The organism is Billgrantia tianxiuensis (assembly GCF_009834345.1).
Taxonomy (GTDB): Bacteria; Pseudomonadota; Gammaproteobacteria; order Pseudomonadales; family Halomonadaceae; genus Halomonas; species Halomonas tianxiuensis.
The window spans coordinates 2,885,580-2,903,779 of the sequence record NZ_CP035042.1 but is presented as its reverse complement, the minus strand read 5'-3'; the positions used below and the strand labels follow the sequence as shown (position 1 = coordinate 2,903,779).

Here is an 18,200-nt window from a genome sequence, read left to right as displayed (position 1 = left end):
AGTCGAATCGGCAAGGACTATAACGATGCGCAACAATCAGCCGGTAACCCAGCGAGAATATCAATTGGATGATCGGCAGCTGCTGATCAGCCGTACCGATCTCGAGGGAAACATCACCTATGCCAACTCGGCGTTCGTCGAGGTCAGCGGTTTTCGTCATGACGAGTTGATTGGCTCACCGCATAACATCATTCGCCATCCCGACATGCCGCAGGAGGCCTTTGCCGATCTTTGGCGGACGATCAAGGCCGGCGAAACCTGGCAGGGGTTGGTCAAGAACCGGCGCAAGGATGGTGACCACTACTGGGTTCGGGCAACAGTCACGCCGATCCTCGAGAATGGCAAGTGCCTGGGCTATACCTCGGTGCGTAGCGCCATCGAGCAGGCTGCTGCCGAGGCCGCCGAGCGCGCCTATGCGCAACTGCGCGAAGGTCGCTCCGGCCTGACCGTTCGCCAGGGGCAACTGATTCGCCGTGGCCCGCTGGGCTGGCTTTCGCGCATCAATCTGCACTCGATACGCGCGCGGCTCTCCATGTTGACGTTGTCGGCCTTGCTGCTGCTCGCCATCAGCAGCGGGGTCGGGCTCTATGGCGTGAATGCTTCGGGCGAACGCCTGGCGGAGCTGAACCGCGATGGCTTGCAAGATGTCATTCGCCTGCAGCAGCTAGGCCAATTGGTGAGCGAGGGGCCGCAGCGTCTGAGTGCCGAGCAGCGCATGGAGATCCTGAGCGGTCGGCATCAGCATGCCGAAGCGTTGTCGGACATCGGCGAGCAACTGTCGAGTCTGTGGGCCGAATATCTGGCTCGAGAGGTCAACCGCACCGAGGCGGCGATGGAATTCGATGCCGCTTTGACGGGATTCCTGGCGGAAGGCCTGATCCCCATGGCCGATGCCCTGGGTGGCGAGGAAGCGTTCGATGCCATGATGGCGCTGAACAACAATACCTCGGCACTGCGGGAGCAAGCCGAAGCGTTGACGGTACTGGTGAACCAATTGATCGATCATCAGCGCATTGCGGCGCTGGGTATGGCGCAAGAGGCCGAGCGCGGGCAACAGCAGGTACTGGCCGGTCAACTGGGGTTCATGGCGATTGGCTTCGTGCTGCTGCTGGTCATCAGCGCATGGATCATGCGGGCAATTACCCGTCCAGTGCGCCGAGCTGCGGATTTCACCTTGCAGATCGCCTCGGGCAACCTGGCTGTCACCACGCCGAAGCAGACCCGCGACGAGATTGGTGCGCTGCTCGGCTCGCTGGATACCATGCGCAAGAGTCTCTATGGCACTACCGAGAGCGTGCAGCGCGGTATCGACGTGGTGACCCCGGCCAGCCGCTCCATCGCCCGGGGCAACGAGGACTTGTCGTCGCGCACCGAGCAACAGGCCGCTTCGCTGCAGCAGACCGCTTCCAGCATGGAGGAGATGACCGCCACGGTGCAGCAGAACACCGACAATGCCCGCCAGGCCAGCGGGCTGGCGCTGGACAATGCCAGCCGCGTGCGTGATACCGGCGAGCTGATGCAGGGCGTGGTGCAGACCATGGAGCGCATCACCGCGGGCGCCGAGAAGATGAAGGACATCATCAACGTGATCGACTCGATCGCCTTCCAGACCAACATCCTGGCGCTGAACGCCTCGGTGGAAGCGGCGCGGGCGGGCGAGCAGGGTCGTGGCTTCGCGGTGGTGGCCGGTGAGGTGCGCAACCTGGCGGGACGCAGCGCGGACGCCGCGCGGGAGATCCGTCAATTGATCGACGGCTCCGCCAGCGAGATCCACGAAGGTGCCAGCCAGGTCCAGCGTGCCGAGAGCGCCATGGCCGAGGTGGTGGCGGCCTCGCAGCGGGTCAACGACATCATGGGCGAGATCACTGCGGCCTCCGAGGAGCAGAGCAGTGGCATCGGCCAGATCAACCAGGCCATCACCGAGATGGACCAGGTCACCCAGCAGAACGCCGAGCGGGTGCAGCAGAGCGCGCGGGCAGCCGCCGATCTACAGCATCAGGCGGAGCGACTGGCCCAGGCTATTCGCGTCTATCGCCTGCGCGACGCCGGTCCCGAGACGGTACCCGCCGCAGAAGCCGAAGGTATTTCGTCAGCCGGATTCGAGAGCAAGCCGGCGCCTGCGCCGACTGCGCAGCGCGATCCGCTTCCCACCAGGCGGGCCGCGGCTGGCACGCACAAGCCAGCGGCCGAGGAAGAATGGGAAACGTTTTGACCATGAGCGACATGCGTAACTGACCCGGGGCGAAGAAGGATAATAACGATGCGCGACAATCGGCCGGTAACACAGCGTGAATACACGCTGAGCGATCAACACTTGCTCATCACCCGTACGGACCTCGAAGGTCGGATAACCTATGCCAACTCGGCGTTTGTGGAAGTCAGTGGGTATTCCCATGAGGAGTTGATCGGGGCGCCCCACAATGTGATCCGGCATCCCGACATGCCGCAGGAGGCCTTTGCCGATCTCTGGAGCACGATCAAGCGGGGCGACTCCTGGCAGGGAGTGATCAAGAACCGGCGCAAGGATGGCGACCACTACTGGGTCGAGGCCACGGTCACCCCGATTCTCGAGGAAGGGAAGTGCCAAGGCTACACCTCGGTGCGCACACGGGTCGAGCCGGCCGTTGCCGAAGCGGCGGAGCGGGCCTATTCGCAGCTGCGCGAAGGGCGTCGCCGGGTGACCTTCCAGCGTGGCCAGCTCATGCGGCGCGGACTGTTGGGAACGCTGTCGCGCCTCAACGTGCATACCATCCGCGCCAAGCTGGTCATGCTGACCCTGGTGCCGGTGCTGCTGCTGGTACTCAGCGGGGCCTTCGGTCTCTACGGCCTCAAGGTGTCGGGAGATCGAGTTGCCTACCTCAACAATAACGGCGTCCAGGATATCGCCGACCTGCAGCGTATCGACCAACTGCTCAGTCAGTTGATGACGGACCTGGAGCGACCAGTGCGCAACCCCAGGGCGCTGCGGATGGAGCAAATCAACCAGCTTGCCGAGGAGGTCGAGGGCACCATCGTTACCATTGAGGCCTCTTGGGAGAGCTTCCTCGAAGGCGAGGATACTGAACTGGCTGAAGTGACGGCACTTGGTGACCGGCTCGGCGTGGCTGTCGAAAACGGTATCCGGCCTACCTTGCAGGCACTGATCGACGGCAGCGGCTTTGCCGCCTACGAGGCCTACAACGACGTGCTGAGACCCGAGGTCGATGCCATCGGTCAGAACGTCAACGTACTGATCGATGGCAAGCTCGACTATGCCAACCAATTGGCTGAGGATGCCGCGCGTGGCCAGGCGATGATGCTCACCGGGCAGGTCGTGGCGCTTTCGGTCGGTATCCTGTTCCTGCTGCTGTTGGGTGTCTGGACCATGCGGGCGATCACCCGCCCGGTACGCCGTGCCGTGGATTTCACCCTGCAGGTCGCTTCGGGCAACCTGGCGGTGCGTTCACCGGACCGTACCCGTGATGAAATCGGTCTCTTGCTCGGAGCGCTCAATACCATGCGCAAGAGTCTCTACAGCACCACCGAGAGCGTGCAGCGTGGCATCGACGTGGTAACCCCGGCCAGCCGCTCCATCGCCCGGGGCAACGAGGACTTGTCGTCGCGCACCGAGCAACAGGCCGCTTCGCTGCAGCAGACCGCCTCCAGCATGGAGGAGATGACCGCCACGGTGCAGCAGAACACCGACAATGCCCGCCAGGCCAGCGGGCTGGCGCTGGACAATGCCAGCCGCGTGCGTGATACCGGCGAGCTGATGCATGGCGTGGTGCAGACCATGGAGCGCATCACTGCGGGCGCCGAGAAGATGAAGGACATCATCAACGTGATCGACTCGATCGCCTTCCAGACCAACATCCTGGCGCTGAACGCCTCGGTGGAAGCGGCGCGGGCGGGCGAGCAGGGTCGTGGCTTCGCGGTGGTGGCCGGTGAGGTGCGCAACCTGGCGGGGCGCAGCGCGGACGCCGCGCGGGAGATCCGTCAGTTGATCGACGGCTCCGCCAGCGAGATCCACGAAGGTGCCAGCCAGGTCCAGCGTGCCGAGAGCGCCATGGCCGAGGTGGTGGCGGCCTCGCAGCGGGTCAACGACATCATGGGCGAGATCACTGCGGCCTCCGAGGAGCAGAGCAGTGGCATCGGCCAGATCAACCAGGCCATCACCGAGATGGACCAGGTCACCCAGCAGAACGCCGAGCGGGTGCAGCAGAGCGCGCGGGCGGCCGCCGATCTGCAGCGCCAGGCAGAGCTGCTCGACCGAGCGATCCGTGTCTTCCGCCTGCGCGGTGCAGGGCCTGAGCAGGTAGCCAGTCATGAACAGGGGCGAGTCTCGGAGGATCATGCAACATCCTCGCGAACCGCTCCCCCTGCCTTGCGGCACGATCCGCTTCCCACGTCGCGGACTGCGGACAAAGCCAGCAAGGCATCAGCCGATGAAGAGTGGGAAACATTTTGACGAAGGCACAGAGCCCTGGAATGGAGCCGGGGCAATGGTCCGGGCTGGGTCACCTCGAGCGTGACCTGATCCTGACCGATGAGGATTTCTCCCGCATACGCCAGCTGATTTATCAGCGTGCGGGCATCGTGCTGGCGGAGCATAAGCGCGAGATGGTCTATAGCCGCCTGGCCAAGCGCCTGCGCCATCATGGACTGACGCGCTTCAGCGATTATCTGGAGCGGCTCGCGCGCCAGCCCGATGCCAGGGAATGGGAAGCGTTCACCAACGCCCTGACGACCAACCTCACGGCCTTCTTTCGGGAAATGCACCACTTCCCGCTACTGGCCGAACACGTGCGCAAGTCCAGTGGACCCGTGCGTGTCTGGAGTGCGGCTGCCTCGACTGGGGAAGAACCCTATTCGATCGCCATGACACTACAGGAGAGTCTTGGTCCTCGGGCTGCGGAGGCACGTGTCGTGGCAACGGACATCGATACCGAAGCCCTGGCGCGTGCTCGTGCCGGTGTGTATCCAGTCGAGCAGGTACGCAAGCTCGACGAGGAGAGGGTAAGACGCTTCTTCCAGAAGGGGCGGGGGCAGCATGAGGGGCTGGCCAGAGTACGGCCCGAAGTGTCGTCGATAGTCGAGTTTCTCTCCATGAACCTGCTGGCACCACAGTGGTCGGTCAAGGGCCCTTCGATGCCATCTTCTGCCGTAACGTGATGATCTATTTCGACAAGCAGACCCAGGCGCGGATTCTCGAGCGCTTCGCTCCCTTGCTCAAGCCCGATGGCCTGCTGTTTGCGGGCCACTCGGAGAACTTCTCATACATCAGTAAGGTGTTTCGCCTGCGGGGGCAAACGGTGTACACCCTCGCCTAGCAGCCGAACTTAACGCTGATCTGCTGCGAAATCCGAATTTCTCGCGACGATCAGTCAAGACCGACAGGCTGTTAAGCGGGTTTGCAACGTTGGCGGGCGTAGCCCATTTCAGGCAGGGCTCGAGAAAAACTCTAAAGTTTCTGCCGGTTGCGCCGATGTCCATCACATACGTATTTGCCTCGGGTCGCAGTGACTCCCCGTGACACAGGAGACTTGCCTTGGGATCGAACAGGATCAAGGTGTTGTGCGTTGATGATTCGGCACTGATTCGTGACCTGCTCAGCGAGATCATCAATTCGCAGCCGGACATGGAAGTAGTGGCCGTAGCGCCGGATCCACTCGTGGCGCGGGACCTGATCAAGCGCCACAACCCCGATGTGTTGACGCTGGACGTCGAGATGCCGCGCATGGATGGCCTCGATTTCCTCGAGCGCCTGATGCGCCTGCGACCAATGCCAGTACTGATGGTGTCATCGCTGACGCAGGCCGGCTCGGAAATTACCCTGCGCGCGCTGGAGCTGGGGGCGCTGGATTTCGTCGCCAAGCCTTCGCTGGGGATACGCAACGGCATGCTGGAGTATGCCAACGACATCGCCGAGAAGATTCGGGCCGCCGCCAAATCGCGGCCTCGCCAGGCGCGTCAGGACAAGGCAGCGCCGCGAGCCACCCTGAAAGCACCGCTGGTATCGAGCGAGAAACTGATCATCATCGGCGCCTCCACCGGAGGGACCGAGGCGATCCGTAGCGTGCTCGAGCCGTTGCCGGCCAACAGTCCCGCCATCCTGATCACCCAGCACATGCCAGGTGGCTTTACCCGTTCCTTCGCGGAGCGCCTCAACCGGTTGTGCAACATCACCGTGAAGGAAGCCAGCGACGGTGAGCGCGTGCTGCCGGGGCATGCCTACATTGCGCCGGGCGATGCACACCTCAAGCTCGCGCGCAGCGGGGCGAACTACGTCGCCAAACTCGACGACGGCCCGCCGGTCAACCGGCACCGCCCTTCGGTGGACGTCCTGTTTCACTCCGCCGCCACCCAGGCTGGCCGCAATGCCATTGGGGTGATCCTGACTGGCATGGGCAAGGACGGTGCCGCCGGCCTGCTCGAAATGCGTCAGGCCGGCTCGTCCACGCTGGCTCAGGACGAAGCAAGCTGTGTCGTCTTCGGTATGCCGCGGGAAGCCATTGCCCTGGGGGGGGCAGTGGAAGTGGCGAGCCTGGATGACATACCCGAGCGCCTGATGGCGCTAGTGGCGGCATCGGGCCGCGCGCAGAGGGTTTGACTGCAATATCAAGACAATACCGAACGTTACTCACAGTGCCTGTTTCATCGCGAGGAACGCCAGAATGAGCCGCTTGTTACGCAACATCAGCATTCACGCTACCGTGATTGCCGCCCTGGTCAGCTTTGCCGTGCTGATCGGCGTAGTGTCTTTGCTCTCGCTCATGTCCGACCGACAGGCGGCTCGGATCATGGCGGATCTCGACCGCATCAACGTGCAGCAGCTCAACGAGATCAACCGTGCCGACGCCCTGCTCAACGTGGCCCGGGTGAGTCTCGAGGTTGCCTCCAACCAGATCATGCTGGGGCGCATGGGCGAGGCTAACGAGCAGCTCGATATCGCTGCCGATCGCATGGAGCGTGCCGAGGTGCGCTTCAACAACTTCGTTGCCGCACCCAAGTCGGAGCGAGCCCAGGAGATCTCTCAGCCGCTAGAGCAGGCCTTTACTGCGGTTCTCGCCCTGGTACGCCAGCAGCATCAGGCGCTCGACGAACTCAACACGCCTGGATTCGGCAATCTGCGCAACGAGTTGAGCGAGCCGAGTGCGGCCCTGGCCAGCAGTATGACCGAGTTCGTGGCTTACGGCTTCAGCAACGCCCGGGCGATGACCGCCGAGTACCACGCCCAGTCGGATCGCTTTGTCTACGTCATTCTCGCAGCGCTGTTAGTCGCCGCGTTGGTGCTGGTGCTGGTCTACGTGGGGCTGCGTGCCACGGTGATCCGGCCGCTCGGCTCCGCTGTCAAGCATCTGCAGACCATCGCCAAGGCCGACCTGACCGGCAAGATTCCCGAGGGCAGCCGCAACGAGATCGGCACGTTGTTCAATGCCATGCGCAATATGCAGCAGAGCCTGACGCGCATCGTCAGCCAGGTGCGTGACAGCAGCAGCTCGATCCATATCGGCACGCGCGAGATCGCCAATGGCAACGTGGATCTTTCCTCGCGTACCGAGCAGCAGGCGGCCTCGTTGGAGGAGACCGCATCTAGCATGGAGGAGATCACCGCCACGGTGCGTCAGAATGCCGATAACGCACGCCAAGCCAGTGGGTTGGCCCTGGATGCCTCCACTACCGCCGAGCGTGGCGGCGAGGTGGTGGATCGCGTGGTCAAGACCATGGGGGGCATTTCGGCCAGCTCACAGAAGATCAGCGACATTACTAGCGTGATCGATTCCATTGCCTTCCAGACCAATATCCTGGCGCTGAATGCCTCGGTGGAGGCGGCGCGAGCCGGTGAGCAGGGCCGTGGCTTTGCCGTGGTGGCCGGCGAGGTGCGCAATCTTGCCAGCCGCAGTGCCACGGCAGCCAAGGAGATCAAGGAGCTCATCGAAGGCTCGGTGGCTCAGGTGAAGGAAGGCTCGACCCTGGCCGAGCAGGCGGGTGAGACGATGGACGAAGTGGTCAAGGCGGTTCGCCGCGTGACCGACATCATGGACGAGATCTCGGCGGCATCGCAGGAACAGAGCGACGGCATCGAGCAGGTGAGCCAGGCGGTGGGGCAGATGGACCAAGTGACCCAGCAGAACGCGTCGCTGGTCCAGGAGGCCACGGCTGCCGCAGCCTCTCTCGAGGAGCAGGCGAGCCGTCTCGAGCAGGCCGTTGCCGTGTTCCGCCTGTCAGGCGATGCGCAGCGCGAGCACAGCCATCGGCAGGGCGAGAAAGACGGCCTGAGCGGCAAGACTTCCCCAGCCCAACGCACTGGCGTCCCTGCACTGACCAATCCGAGCGCCCAGGCGCGACCGACAGGACGCGAGCCAGCCGAGATCGACCCCAAGCCCAAGCACAGGTCCCGCAGCGAGGCGGTGGCCGAGGGCGACTGGGAAGAATTTTGAATCCATCCATAAGACGAAGTCTACGACGGTCCCATGTGCTGTTGACGACGATCATAGCCTGACAGAAAAGAGGAATACCGATGGCTGACAAGAACATGAGCTTCCTGGTGGTAGACGACTTTCCGACCATGCGTCGGATCGTCCGCAGTCTGCTGAAGGAGCTGGGTTACACCAACGTCGAGGAGGCAGAGGATGGTCAGGAAGCCTTGACCAAGCTGCGTTCCGGCTCCTTCGAATTCGTGGTGTCGGACTGGAACATGCCGAATCTCGACGGGCTCGAGATGCTCAAGCAGATTCGTGCCGATGCCGCGCTCAAGGAGCTCCCGGTGCTGATGGTGACCGCCGAGGCGAAGAAGGAGAACATCATTGCCGCCGCCCAGGCGGGAGCCAGCGGCTACGTAGTGAAGCCATTCACCGCTGCCACCCTGGAAGAGAAGCTCAACAAGATTTTCGAAAAACTGGGCAAATGACGCCGGCAGGCGAGTCCCGCTTGCGGAGGAGATAACGAGATGAGCGCAAACGAGCAGCCTGACCAGGCTCAAGCGCCCGGCGCCGGTGGTGAGGATCTGGTTCAGCGTATTGGGCAACTGACCCGCATGCTGCGTGAAAGCATGCGTGAGCTGGGTCTGGACAAGGAAATCGAAAAGGCCGCTGAGGCGATTCCCGACGCACGGGATCGACTGAGCTACGTGGCGACCATGACCGAGCAGGCCGCCGAGCGTGCGCTCAACGCCATCGATCGTGCCCAGCCGCTTCAGGATTCCATCAGCAGTGGCGCCGAGTCGCTGGACAAGCGCTGGGCGGAGTGGTTTGCCGAACCCAAGGAACTCGACGAGGCGCGCGATCTGGTCAAGCAGACACGCTCCTACCTGGCCGAGGTGCCCGACAAGACCCAGGCGACCCAGAAGGAGCTGCTCGAGATCATGATGGCCCAGGACTTCCAGGACCTGACCGGCCAGGTGATCAAGAAGATGATGGATGTCATCCGCGAGATCGAGCATCAACTGGTTCAGGTGCTGATCGATAACGTGCCCGAGGGCGAGGCTCGCGAGAACATGCAGCGTAAGGCCAACGATCAGTGGGAGAACGAAGCCCGTCGTCAGGAAGGGTTGCTCAACGGTCCGCAGATCAAGCCGGGGGTGGATATCGTCACCAGCCAGGATCAGGTGGATGATCTGCTCGATCAACTGGGCTTCTGAGCGACCTCGTCAGTCGTAGGCAGCCCGGCCCGAGCCCTCGCTCGGCACCCGTTGCCTGATACCTGAAAACCATACATTTCGTTCAGCGAACGTTTCCGCGCCGACGGTCGTAGTCGATAAGACTACGATCATCGGCGCTTTTTGGCGTATCGCCAACCCGCCGTTGACGCGACAATGGCCAGCGTGAGAAGAACTGTGCGGGTACCATGGCGGACGAAAGCAGCGATCAGGAAAAGACCGAAGAGGCCACGCCACGACGCCTGGAGAAGGCGCGTGAAGAGGGCCAGGTCGCCCGCTCCCGTGAATTGACCACTTTCATGCTGTTACTGGGCGGGGTGGTCGGCATGTGGTCGATGGGCGCGCTGCTCTACGATCAACTGGGCCTGGTGATGGAACAGGCCTTCCTGTTCGAGCGTCGTCAGGCCTTTGAAACCGGTCCTATGCTGAGCAATGTGCTCGATCTTGCCAATCGCACATTGCTGACCATGCTGCCGTTGTTCGTGCTGCTGACGGTAGTGGCACTGGTTGCGCCGGCCCTGCTGGGAGGCTGGCTGGTCTCGGCCAAGTCACTCAAGCCGCAGATGTCGAAGCTCAACCCTTTCAAGGGATTGAAGCGCATGTTCGGCACCCAGGCGCTGGTGGAGCTGTTCAAGGCGGTGGCCAAGTCGACGCTGATTGGCGGGGTCGGCATGGCGTATCTCTATTTCCATCGCGGGGAATACCTGTCGTTGATGGATCAGCCGACCTCGCAGGCGCTGGCTCGAGCGCTGATGATGGCGGCCGAAGCCTGCGGGTTGATGGTGCTGACGCTGCTGGTGGTGATTCTGATCGACGTGCCCTATCAGCTTTGGAGCCATGCCAAGAAGCTGCGCATGTCGAAGGACGAGGTCAAGCGCGAGCACAAGGAATCCGAGGGCGATCCTCACGTCAAGGCGCGGATTCGTTCCCAGCAGCAGGCCATGGCGCGAGGCCGCATGATGAGCAAGGTGCCGGAGGCCGATGTGATCATCACCAACCCCACTCACTATGCCGTGGCGCTGCAGTACGACGAGAAGCGCATGGGGGCTCCCCGCGTCGTGGCGAAGGGGGCCGATATGGTGGCGGCACGTATCCGCGAGCTCGGTGAAGAGGCTGGTGTGCCGCTGCTCCAGGCTCCGCCGTTGGCGCGAGCGCTGTATCATCACGTCGATCTTGAACATGAGATCCCATTGGATCTGTACACTGCTGTGGCAGAGGTCCTGGCCTGGGCCTTCCGTCTCAGGCACGTAACACGAGAGGGGGGAGAGGTGCCGCCTACACCCGAGAACTTGCCTATACCGCCGAACCTGGAAGTGCCCGCCGCCGATGCGAGCGGCGCAGCCGCTGACCCAAGTGCGGCCGGACCCGGCGGAGTGCGTCGATGAAATCTCTCAGTCATATCATCGGGCGTCGCGACCTGCTGGGTGACGTGCGCATGAAGCTGCTGGCCGGTCCCGTCCTGATCATCATGATCCTGAGCATGATGGTCGTGCCGCTGCCGCCATTCGCGCTGGATTTGCTCTTCACCTTCAACATCGCGCTGGCGGTCATGGTGCTGCTGGTCAGCATGTTCACCCAGAAGCCGCTGGATTTTGCCGCTTTCCCCGCCGTCCTGCTGTTCACCACGCTGCTGCGTTTGTCTCTCAACGTCGCTTCCACCCGGGTGATCCTGATGGAAGGCCACCAGGGCGGCGACGCCGCAGGCAAGGTGATCGAGGCATTCGGCCAGTTCCTCATCGGCGGTAACTTCGCCGTGGGCCTGGTGGTGTTCCTGATCCTGGTGATCATCAACTTCATGGTCATCACCAAGGGTGCGGGGCGTATCGCCGAGGTCGGCGCGCGCTTCATGCTCGACGCCATGCCCGGCAAGCAGATGGCCATCGACGCCGATCTCAACGCTGGCCTGATCGGCGAGGAAGACGCTCGCAAGCGGCGTTCCGAAGTCGCCCAGGAAGCCGACTTCTACGGCTCCATGGACGGTGCCAGCAAATTCGTGCGCGGCGATGCCATGGCCGGCCTGGTGATCATGGTGGTCAACGTCATCGGCGGGCTGTTGATCGGCATGCTGCAGCACGGCATGGGCTTCGGCGACGCCGCCAGGACCTATACCCTGATGACCATCGGCGACGGCCTGGTGGCGCAGATTCCCGCGCTGATCATTTCTACCGCCGCCGGCGTTACCGTCTCGCGCGTCAATACCGAGCAGGACGTCGGCCAACAGATGATCAGCCAGCTGTTCGTCAACCCCCAGGTCATGGTGCTGGCGGCGCTGGTCATGGGCCTGCTGGGCCTGGTGCCGGGCATGCCCAACCTGGTTTTCCTGCTCTTCACCGGGCTGCTGGCCGGGCTGGCCTGGATGCTGACTCGTCAGAAGGAACAGCGTCTGGTGGAGCAGGAGCTCAACGCCGAACCGCCACCCCAGCCCGAGGCGCCCGAGGCCAGCTGGGAGGATGTCCAACTGGTGGACACGCTGGGGCTCGAGGTCGGGCACAGGCTGATCCCGCTGGTCGACCAGCGCCAGGACGGCGAGCTGCTGGGAAGGATCAAGAGCGTACGCAAGAAATTCGCCCAAGAGGTCGGCTTCCTACCCGCCGTGGTGCATATCCGCGACAACCTGGAGCTGGGGGCCAACACCTACGTGATCACCCTGAAGGGTGCCGAGATCGGCCGTGCCGAAGCGTTCCCCGGCCAATGGCTGGCCATCGATCCTGGCCAAGTCACCGGACAGCTTCAGGGCACCCCGACTTCCGATCCCGCCTTCGGCCTGCCGGCCATCTGGATCGACAGCGGGCAGCGCGAGCATGCTCAGGTCTACGGCTACACTGTGGTCGATGCCGGTACCGTGATCGCGACTCACCTCAACCACTTGTTGCATCGTCACGCAGCCGAAATGCTGGGGCGGCAGGAAGTGCAGAAACTGCTCGACAAGCTGGGCGAAGAGCAGAAGTCGCTGGTCGAGGACGTGGTGCCCAAGGCGATCAGCCTGACGGCTCTGCAGCGCATTCTGCAGAGCTTGCTCGACGAGGACGTCTCTATCCGCGACATGCGCACCATCCTGGATACGCTGGCCGAACATGCACCGCAGCAGCAGGACATCAACGAGCTGACGGCGCTGGTGCGGGTCGCACTGGGGCGGACCATCACCCAGCAATGGTTCCCTGGGCGCGATACGCTGAACGTGATCGGTCTGGACGCCCAGCTCGAGCAGGTCCTGCTACAGGCAATGAATGGCAATGGTGCGCTCGAGCCTGGGCTCGCCGAAACTTTGATGCACCAGACCGAGCAAGCCGTGGAGCGGCATGAGGCAAGCGGTGAGCCGCCGGTGCTGGTGGTACAGCACAGCCTGCGTCCGCTGCTTTCCCGGTTCCTGCGCCGGCGCATGCGCCACTTGGTGGTCATGTCGCAGGCGGAACTGCCCGACGATCGTACACTGCGCATCGTGACGCTGGTAGGAGGTCGATAACCGATGAGTGTCATGCGTTTCGTTGGCGTCAACAGCCGCGAGGCCATGCGCCAGGTCCGTGCGGCCCTGGGCGATGAGGCATTGATTCTGGCCAACCGGCATACCGAGCAGGGTGTCGAGATCCTGGCCATGGCCGAATCGGCGGCAGCCGAGAGTGGCGCCGAGGCGGTGACGCCACCCGCCGCTGAGCCCCAGCAGCAGAGCCCTGCCGCACCTGTGCATCAGGACCCGGCCCAGGCTTTCGAGACCATGAGCGCGCGGCTGCTCGAAGAGATGCGCGACATGCGCGCCATGCTTGCCCGTGAGCGCAGCCAGGCGGAACCGGCCAATACGCTGGGCGAACGTCTCATCCTCACTATGCGGGAAGCCGGCTTCGGCCAAGCCCTGGCCGAAGAGGTCGTGGCAACCCTGCCCGAGGAGCTGGCTGCTGGTAGCGCCCTGGATGACCGGGCACTTTCCTGGCTGACACGCCAGTTGGTCAAGCGGCTCGGCGGCCTGGATGACGAAGCCGGGTTCATGGATCGTACCGGCATCGTAGCCTTGATCGGACCCACCGGGGTAGGCAAGACCACCACCACCGCCAAGCTGACAGCACGCTACGTCATGCGTCACGGCACGCGTCCGGTGGCACTGGTGACGACCGACAGCTTCCGTATCGGCGCCCATGAGCAGTTGCGGATCTACTCGCGCCTGCTCGACGTGCCGATGTATGCGCTCAATGCCGACCAGCCGGTATCGGAGCTGCTGGGGCGTATGAAAGGCAAGTCCTGGATCATCATCGACACGGTGGGCATGAGCCAGCGCGATCAGCGTGTCATCGAGCAGGTCAGGCACCTGCACGGTGGCGACTCACCGGTTCGCCTGGTACTGCTGCTCAATGCCGCCAGCCAGCCGGAGACCCTCGAGGAGGTGGTGGTGCGCTACCGTCAGGCGGCACAGGCTGCCGGTGGCGAGCTGCACGACTGCATCATCACCAAGCAGGATGAGGCAGGCCGGTTGGCGCCGGTGCTGGACATCATCATGCGCCATGGGCTGCGACTGCTGTTCGTCTCGCATGGTCAGCGGGTGCCGGAAGACATGTCGCTTGCCGATCCCGCAGCCCTGATCGAGCAATCTTTCGCCGAGCGCGTACCGCTGACCGCGCCCCTGGCTCGTCCGGTGGCGGAGCCGGTCGCGAGGGGGCGGGCAGCTTGCTGGGGCAAGGGCGCCGCTTGGCGACGCTGCTGCGCACGCTGCGCCAACGTCTGCCGGGATTCGATCGGCTAGAGGAAGTCTGGAATCTGCCGGGGCTGCCCGTTTCGATCCAGCAGCAACGCCTGGATTCGCTGCTGGCGGAATACCCTCACTCCGGCCAGGCACTGGGAATGCTATGGAGCGAGCGGCGTCGTGTCGCGGGTGAAGCCTGGTCGATGCCCGATGTGGCACTTAGTCCGGAAGGCACCTGGCTGGCGCTGCCGCTGCTGCAGCATCGCCAGGTAGCGGGGCAACAGGCGCGCCTGGAGGCGGCACTGGAGCAGTGCGAGATTGGGGTGCATCTGTTGAACGGCCTGCCCGACGGTGAAGCCGGCGCGTGGCTGGAAGGCCAGGCACTGAGCTGGTGCAGCCAAGTGCGGGGTAGCCAGCGGGTCGAGCATGCCGCCGAACGCCCATCGTTGGCAATGCTTGGCGCTGTAGGAGAAACCGCCGGGGAAATACGCTGTCGTTTCCGCGGAGTGCCTGGCCGCCTCGAGCTTGCCACGTTGCCTGTTGGGGTCGCGCTCAAGGGTAACCGGCGCGAGAGCCTGGACGCTCATGCCTGGTTCGGCGTGATTCGCGACGAGGAGAGCGGCAGGATCCTGGCCAAGCGCTATTGGCTCACTCCGGCGCGACTGGGCCGTGGGCCGCAGCCGCTACTGCTGGCCTTGTTGCAGGGGGAAGTCCTGCCGCAGCTTGCCCGCCGTGCCTGGCGGCGCCTCGACCCGGATGCATTTGGGGAGCTGCGTGCCGACGTGCGTCTGCTGATGGCAAGTGGCCTGGCAACGGTGGCGGCTCATCTGGATATTGCCGAAGACGAGGGGGCGATGGACCTTCGGGCGGAACTGCTGGGACTCGGCGGTGGGCGTCGTCGGCGTCGTGACGTCGCTTTGCTCGAGTCGTTGGTACAACTCTTCATGGTGCGCGATTCCATTCGCCACCTTGGCCTTGGTGAACGGGAGACAGGCTAGATGGGATGGGACCAGGCCGCTGGACTGCGCCAATGGGCAGCAAAGGGAGCCTCGCAGGAGGATTGCCCGGCACATGTGGCCGAGATGCTGGTCGAGCTGGCTTCCGCCGGAGGCGCAAGCAAACCCAGGCCGCAGGCTGCTGTGAAGCCGCCGGCCAAGCCGGCTCCGAGCACGACCGCCGCGCCTCCGCGCACGGCGCGCAACGCTCAAGAGGTGACGTTGATGGTGCTGGGCCTACCGGGCACTGCCGAGCGCCACACTGCCAGGGTGACCGAATTGTTGGAGTGCTGGGCACGCGAGGGTCGCCGCTGGGTCGGCGACCCGCGTGCCTGGCGCGTCGTGGCCCTGCCCATCAGCAGCCCGCACTTGCCGGTGCTGGCTGCTCAGCAATCGCACTGGGCGCTATGGGTGGATGACGACCTGGAGGCCTTCCGGCGTGGTTATCGCATGCTCCGTCAGATCGCCGAGCGGGGCGGTCCGCAACGCTTGATTGCCGTGCATCCTCCAGGAGTGGGGCGCCAGGGCCTGCTGAGCAACCTGCAGTACGTGGCGCAGGATTATTTCGGCATCGAACTGTTGGTATTGGCGAGATGAGATATCGCAGGAGCCGTTGGATCGCGGCCATCGCAGCGAGTGGTCTGTGGGTGGGCATGGCACAGGCTGCCGGCAGTTGGGTAGCCACCGCCCCAGCGTTGACGGTGGCCATGGTCGAGCGTCCGATGATGTCTACCACCATGCTGCCACCTACGCCCGAACTGGCGAGTGGGCAGATCATGGGACGGATCGGCTGGCAATATCAGGCCCCGGTGGGTAGCGAGGTGAACGCCTGGTTGTGCCACCCGGGAGACTGCGTGCGCCTGCCGGGGCCACGAGGGCAGACCGACGCCATGGCCGGGCTGCCGGCCGATACGCCACTGCATTTTCAGTTTTCACTGCAGGATCGCCGCCAGCGTGCCGCGACCCTGCAAGGGCTGCAGGTGATCGTCAACCATGAACACCCGCAACGTCCCTGACCCGTCGAGCCATCGAATCGAAGCTCGAGGGAATCGTCAGCCGTGAGAGCAAGCGCATGTACACAGCACGAGGCAAGATCGAACAGGCAGACCTGCTGGATGAGTACCTGCCGCTGGTAAGGCGCCAGGCGCTCTCCATGCAGGTCCGGCTACCGGCGAGCATCGAGCTCGATGATCTGATTCAGGCCGGCATGGTGGGGCTGCTCGAAGCCCTGGGGCGCTTCGATGCGACCCAGGGAGCCAGCTTTGCCACCTTCGCCAGCCAGCGTATTCGTGGCGCCATGCTGGATGAGCTACGCAGTCGCGACTGGTTGCCGCGCAGCGTCCGGCGCAACGCCCGAACGGTAGACGAAGCCGTGCGACGTCTCGAGCAGCAACTGGGGCGGCCGGCCGAGGAGAACGAGATCGCCGCCGAACTCGACATGGAGCTGGAAGAGTACCGCCAACTACTGAGCGACACCAACAGCGGGCATCTGTTGCCCTTCGAGGTGCTGATGGCCGAGGGCATCGAGCCAGGCATCGAAGATGCCTCCGTCGATACCCCCTACCGCGTGCTCGTCGACGAGGAGAAGCGACAGCAGTTGGCCGAGGGCATCGAGGCGCTTCCCGAGCGCGAGAAGCTCTTGATGGCGCTCTATTACCAGGAAGAACTCAACCTCAAGGAGATCGGTGTCGTGCTCGGCGTGACCGAATCACGTGTGTGCCAGTTGCACAGCCAGGCGGTGAGCCGGTTGCGGGCGCGCCTGACGGACCCTGATTGAGGAAGCACGAATTGGTGCCGTGCGCGGCACACAACCCTGTGGATCGCACGGCAAAAATCGACGAGGAGGCGGAGTTTACGCGGTGTAAATGAGTACTTTGAGCCGATTTTTAACACCGTATGGGCAAGCGCAGGTACTTTTCGTACAGTGCCTAGTGATCGCAGCGTATTCCCTAGATCGCCTGACGCAATGCCGCCAAGGCCGGCTCCAGTCCAGGGGTCAGGCTTTCCAGGCCGGGGCGGGCATAGAAGAAGCCCTGCTGCAGACTAATGCCGCTACGGGCCAGCCACAGCGCTTCCTCGCGGGTTTCGACACCTTCGGCGATGAGTTCGATGCCAAGCTCGTGCCCCAGGGCGATGATAGCGCGCAGTATGGCTTGGCGTCGCGAGTCGCGGTCGCAGCTCGACACCAGCATTCGGTCGATCTTGAGACGGTCCGGATGCAGCCCCACCAGCAGGTCGAGATTGGCGAAACCATTGCCGAAGTCGTCCAGGGCGGTGGTGAATCCCGTGGCGCGGTAGGCCTCGATGATGCTGTGCAAATGCTGCTGATCCTGGACCTGCTCGCTCTCGGTGACTTCGAACACCAGGCGCTCGAGTGGCCATCCCACTTGTGCGGAAATGGCCAGCGTTGCCTGGATGCAGGCCATGGGTTCGTAAACCGCATTGGGCAGAAAGTTGATCGACAGGCTCTCGGTCATGCCAAGTTGGCTGGCGAGCTCGATGGCGCGGATGCGGCAGGCCTGGTCGAAGCGATACAACAGGCGCGGCGTTACCTGCGCCAGGATGCTGCCGGCGGATTCTCCTGCCGGACCTCTTACCAGCGCCTCATAGGTGGTGACACGGGCCTCGGCAAGGTCGACGATCGGCTGAAAGGCCATGGTAAAGGCGAACGGCAATGGTCCTTCGCAGCGTTCGCAATGCCCTTCCTTCTCGGCGCATCGGTGCATGATGGCTCCTTGCGGGCCGGTGTGGGCCAGTGGGGTGTCGAAAGGTCGGTTGGCGACAATACACGCATGATAGTGATATCGGCCGCACATCATAGAACTTTAATAGAAGACAATAAACTTGACCTGAATCAATTCGATAAGAACATTTCCCGGACGCGGCTAAAGTATCCACG

14 protein-coding genes and 1 pseudogene are annotated in these 18,200 nt (G+C 63.5%); 14 read left to right on the top strand and 1 reads right to left on the bottom strand.

All coding sequences use genetic code 11. The annotated features are described in order from the left end of the window. The first annotated feature begins 25 nt into the window (after positions 1-25). The 14 genes and pseudogenes from EKK97_RS13410 (at position 26) to EKK97_RS13350 (ending at position 17,078) form a co-directional block, all read left to right on the top strand. Complete coding sequence (locus tag EKK97_RS13410; RefSeq protein WP_159552557.1) at positions 26-2,212, top strand: methyl-accepting chemotaxis protein; 2,187 nt, start codon at positions 26-28, stop codon at positions 2,210-2,212. Positions 2,213-2,260: 48 nt separating this feature from the next. Beyond that, positions 2,261-4,447 carry a methyl-accepting chemotaxis protein gene (locus tag EKK97_RS13405; RefSeq protein WP_159552555.1) on the top strand — a complete coding sequence of 729 codons (2,187 nt, stop codon included), beginning with the start codon at positions 2,261-2,263 and terminating at the stop codon, positions 4,445-4,447. A gap of 20 nt (positions 4,448-4,467) precedes the next feature. Next, positions 4,468-5,309 (top strand): annotated as a pseudogene (locus EKK97_RS13400) (CheR family methyltransferase). Between the two features lie 218 nt (positions 5,310-5,527). After that, positions 5,528-6,589 (top strand): protein-glutamate methylesterase/protein-glutamine glutaminase, encoded by a 1,062-nt coding sequence (locus EKK97_RS13395; protein WP_159552553.1) that lies wholly within the window; start codon positions 5,528-5,530, stop codon positions 6,587-6,589. Between the two features lie 64 nt (positions 6,590-6,653). Continuing rightward, positions 6,654-8,420, top strand: a complete 1,767-nt coding sequence (locus EKK97_RS13390; protein WP_159552551.1) for a methyl-accepting chemotaxis protein — start codon at positions 6,654-6,656, stop codon at positions 8,418-8,420. Between the two features lie 80 nt (positions 8,421-8,500). Beyond that, positions 8,501-8,890, top strand: coding sequence for a chemotaxis response regulator CheY (cheY, locus tag EKK97_RS13385; RefSeq protein ID WP_104203809.1), 390 nt, complete (start codon positions 8,501-8,503; stop codon positions 8,888-8,890). A gap of 39 nt (positions 8,891-8,929) precedes the next feature. Further along, the gene (gene cheZ / locus EKK97_RS13380) at positions 8,930-9,619 is read left to right on the top strand and encodes a protein phosphatase CheZ (protein ID WP_159552549.1); all 690 of its coding nucleotides are present in this window, start codon (positions 8,930-8,932) and stop codon (positions 9,617-9,619) included. Between the two features lie 206 nt (positions 9,620-9,825). Then, positions 9,826-11,022, top strand: coding sequence for a flagellar biosynthesis protein FlhB (flhB, locus tag EKK97_RS13375; RefSeq protein ID WP_159552547.1), 1,197 nt, complete (start codon positions 9,826-9,828; stop codon positions 11,020-11,022). Beyond that, positions 11,019-13,100 carry a flagellar biosynthesis protein FlhA gene (gene flhA / locus EKK97_RS13370; RefSeq protein WP_159552545.1) on the top strand — a complete coding sequence of 694 codons (2,082 nt, stop codon included), beginning with the start codon at positions 11,019-11,021 and terminating at the stop codon, positions 13,098-13,100. Before flhB ends, flhA begins: the two co-directional genes overlap by 4 nt. 3 nt (positions 13,101-13,103) lie before the next feature. After that, on the top strand, positions 13,104-14,366 hold the full coding sequence (gene flhF, locus EKK97_RS24770) for a flagellar biosynthesis GTPase FlhF (RefSeq protein ID WP_236551222.1): 1,263 nt from the start codon (positions 13,104-13,106) through the stop codon (positions 14,364-14,366). After that, on the top strand, positions 14,312-15,304 hold the full coding sequence (locus EKK97_RS24765) for a hypothetical protein (RefSeq protein WP_236551221.1): 993 nt from the start codon (positions 14,312-14,314) through the stop codon (positions 15,302-15,304). Before flhF ends, EKK97_RS24765 begins: the two co-directional genes overlap by 55 nt. Then, a complete protein-coding gene (locus EKK97_RS13360) occupies positions 15,305-15,898 on the top strand; it encodes a hypothetical protein (protein ID WP_234286832.1) in 594 nt (197 codons plus the stop codon). After that, positions 15,895-16,317 carry a flagellar protein FlhE gene (locus EKK97_RS13355; protein ID WP_159552543.1) on the top strand — a complete coding sequence of 141 codons (423 nt, stop codon included), beginning with the start codon at positions 15,895-15,897 and terminating at the stop codon, positions 16,315-16,317. The genes EKK97_RS13360 and EKK97_RS13355 overlap by 4 nt, the downstream gene beginning before the upstream one ends. A 56-nt stretch (positions 16,318-16,373) precedes the next feature. Further along, the gene (locus tag EKK97_RS13350; protein WP_159552541.1) at positions 16,374-17,078 is read left to right on the top strand and encodes an RNA polymerase sigma factor FliA; all 705 of its coding nucleotides are present in this window, start codon (positions 16,374-16,376) and stop codon (positions 17,076-17,078) included. A gap of 172 nt (positions 17,079-17,250) precedes the next feature. Here the strand turns inward: EKK97_RS13350 and EKK97_RS13345 are convergent, their stop codons facing one another. Continuing rightward, positions 17,251-18,027, bottom strand: coding sequence for an EAL domain-containing protein (locus tag EKK97_RS13345; RefSeq protein WP_159552539.1), 777 nt, complete (start codon positions 18,025-18,027; stop codon positions 17,251-17,253). Positions 18,028-18,200 lie beyond the last annotated feature (173 nt).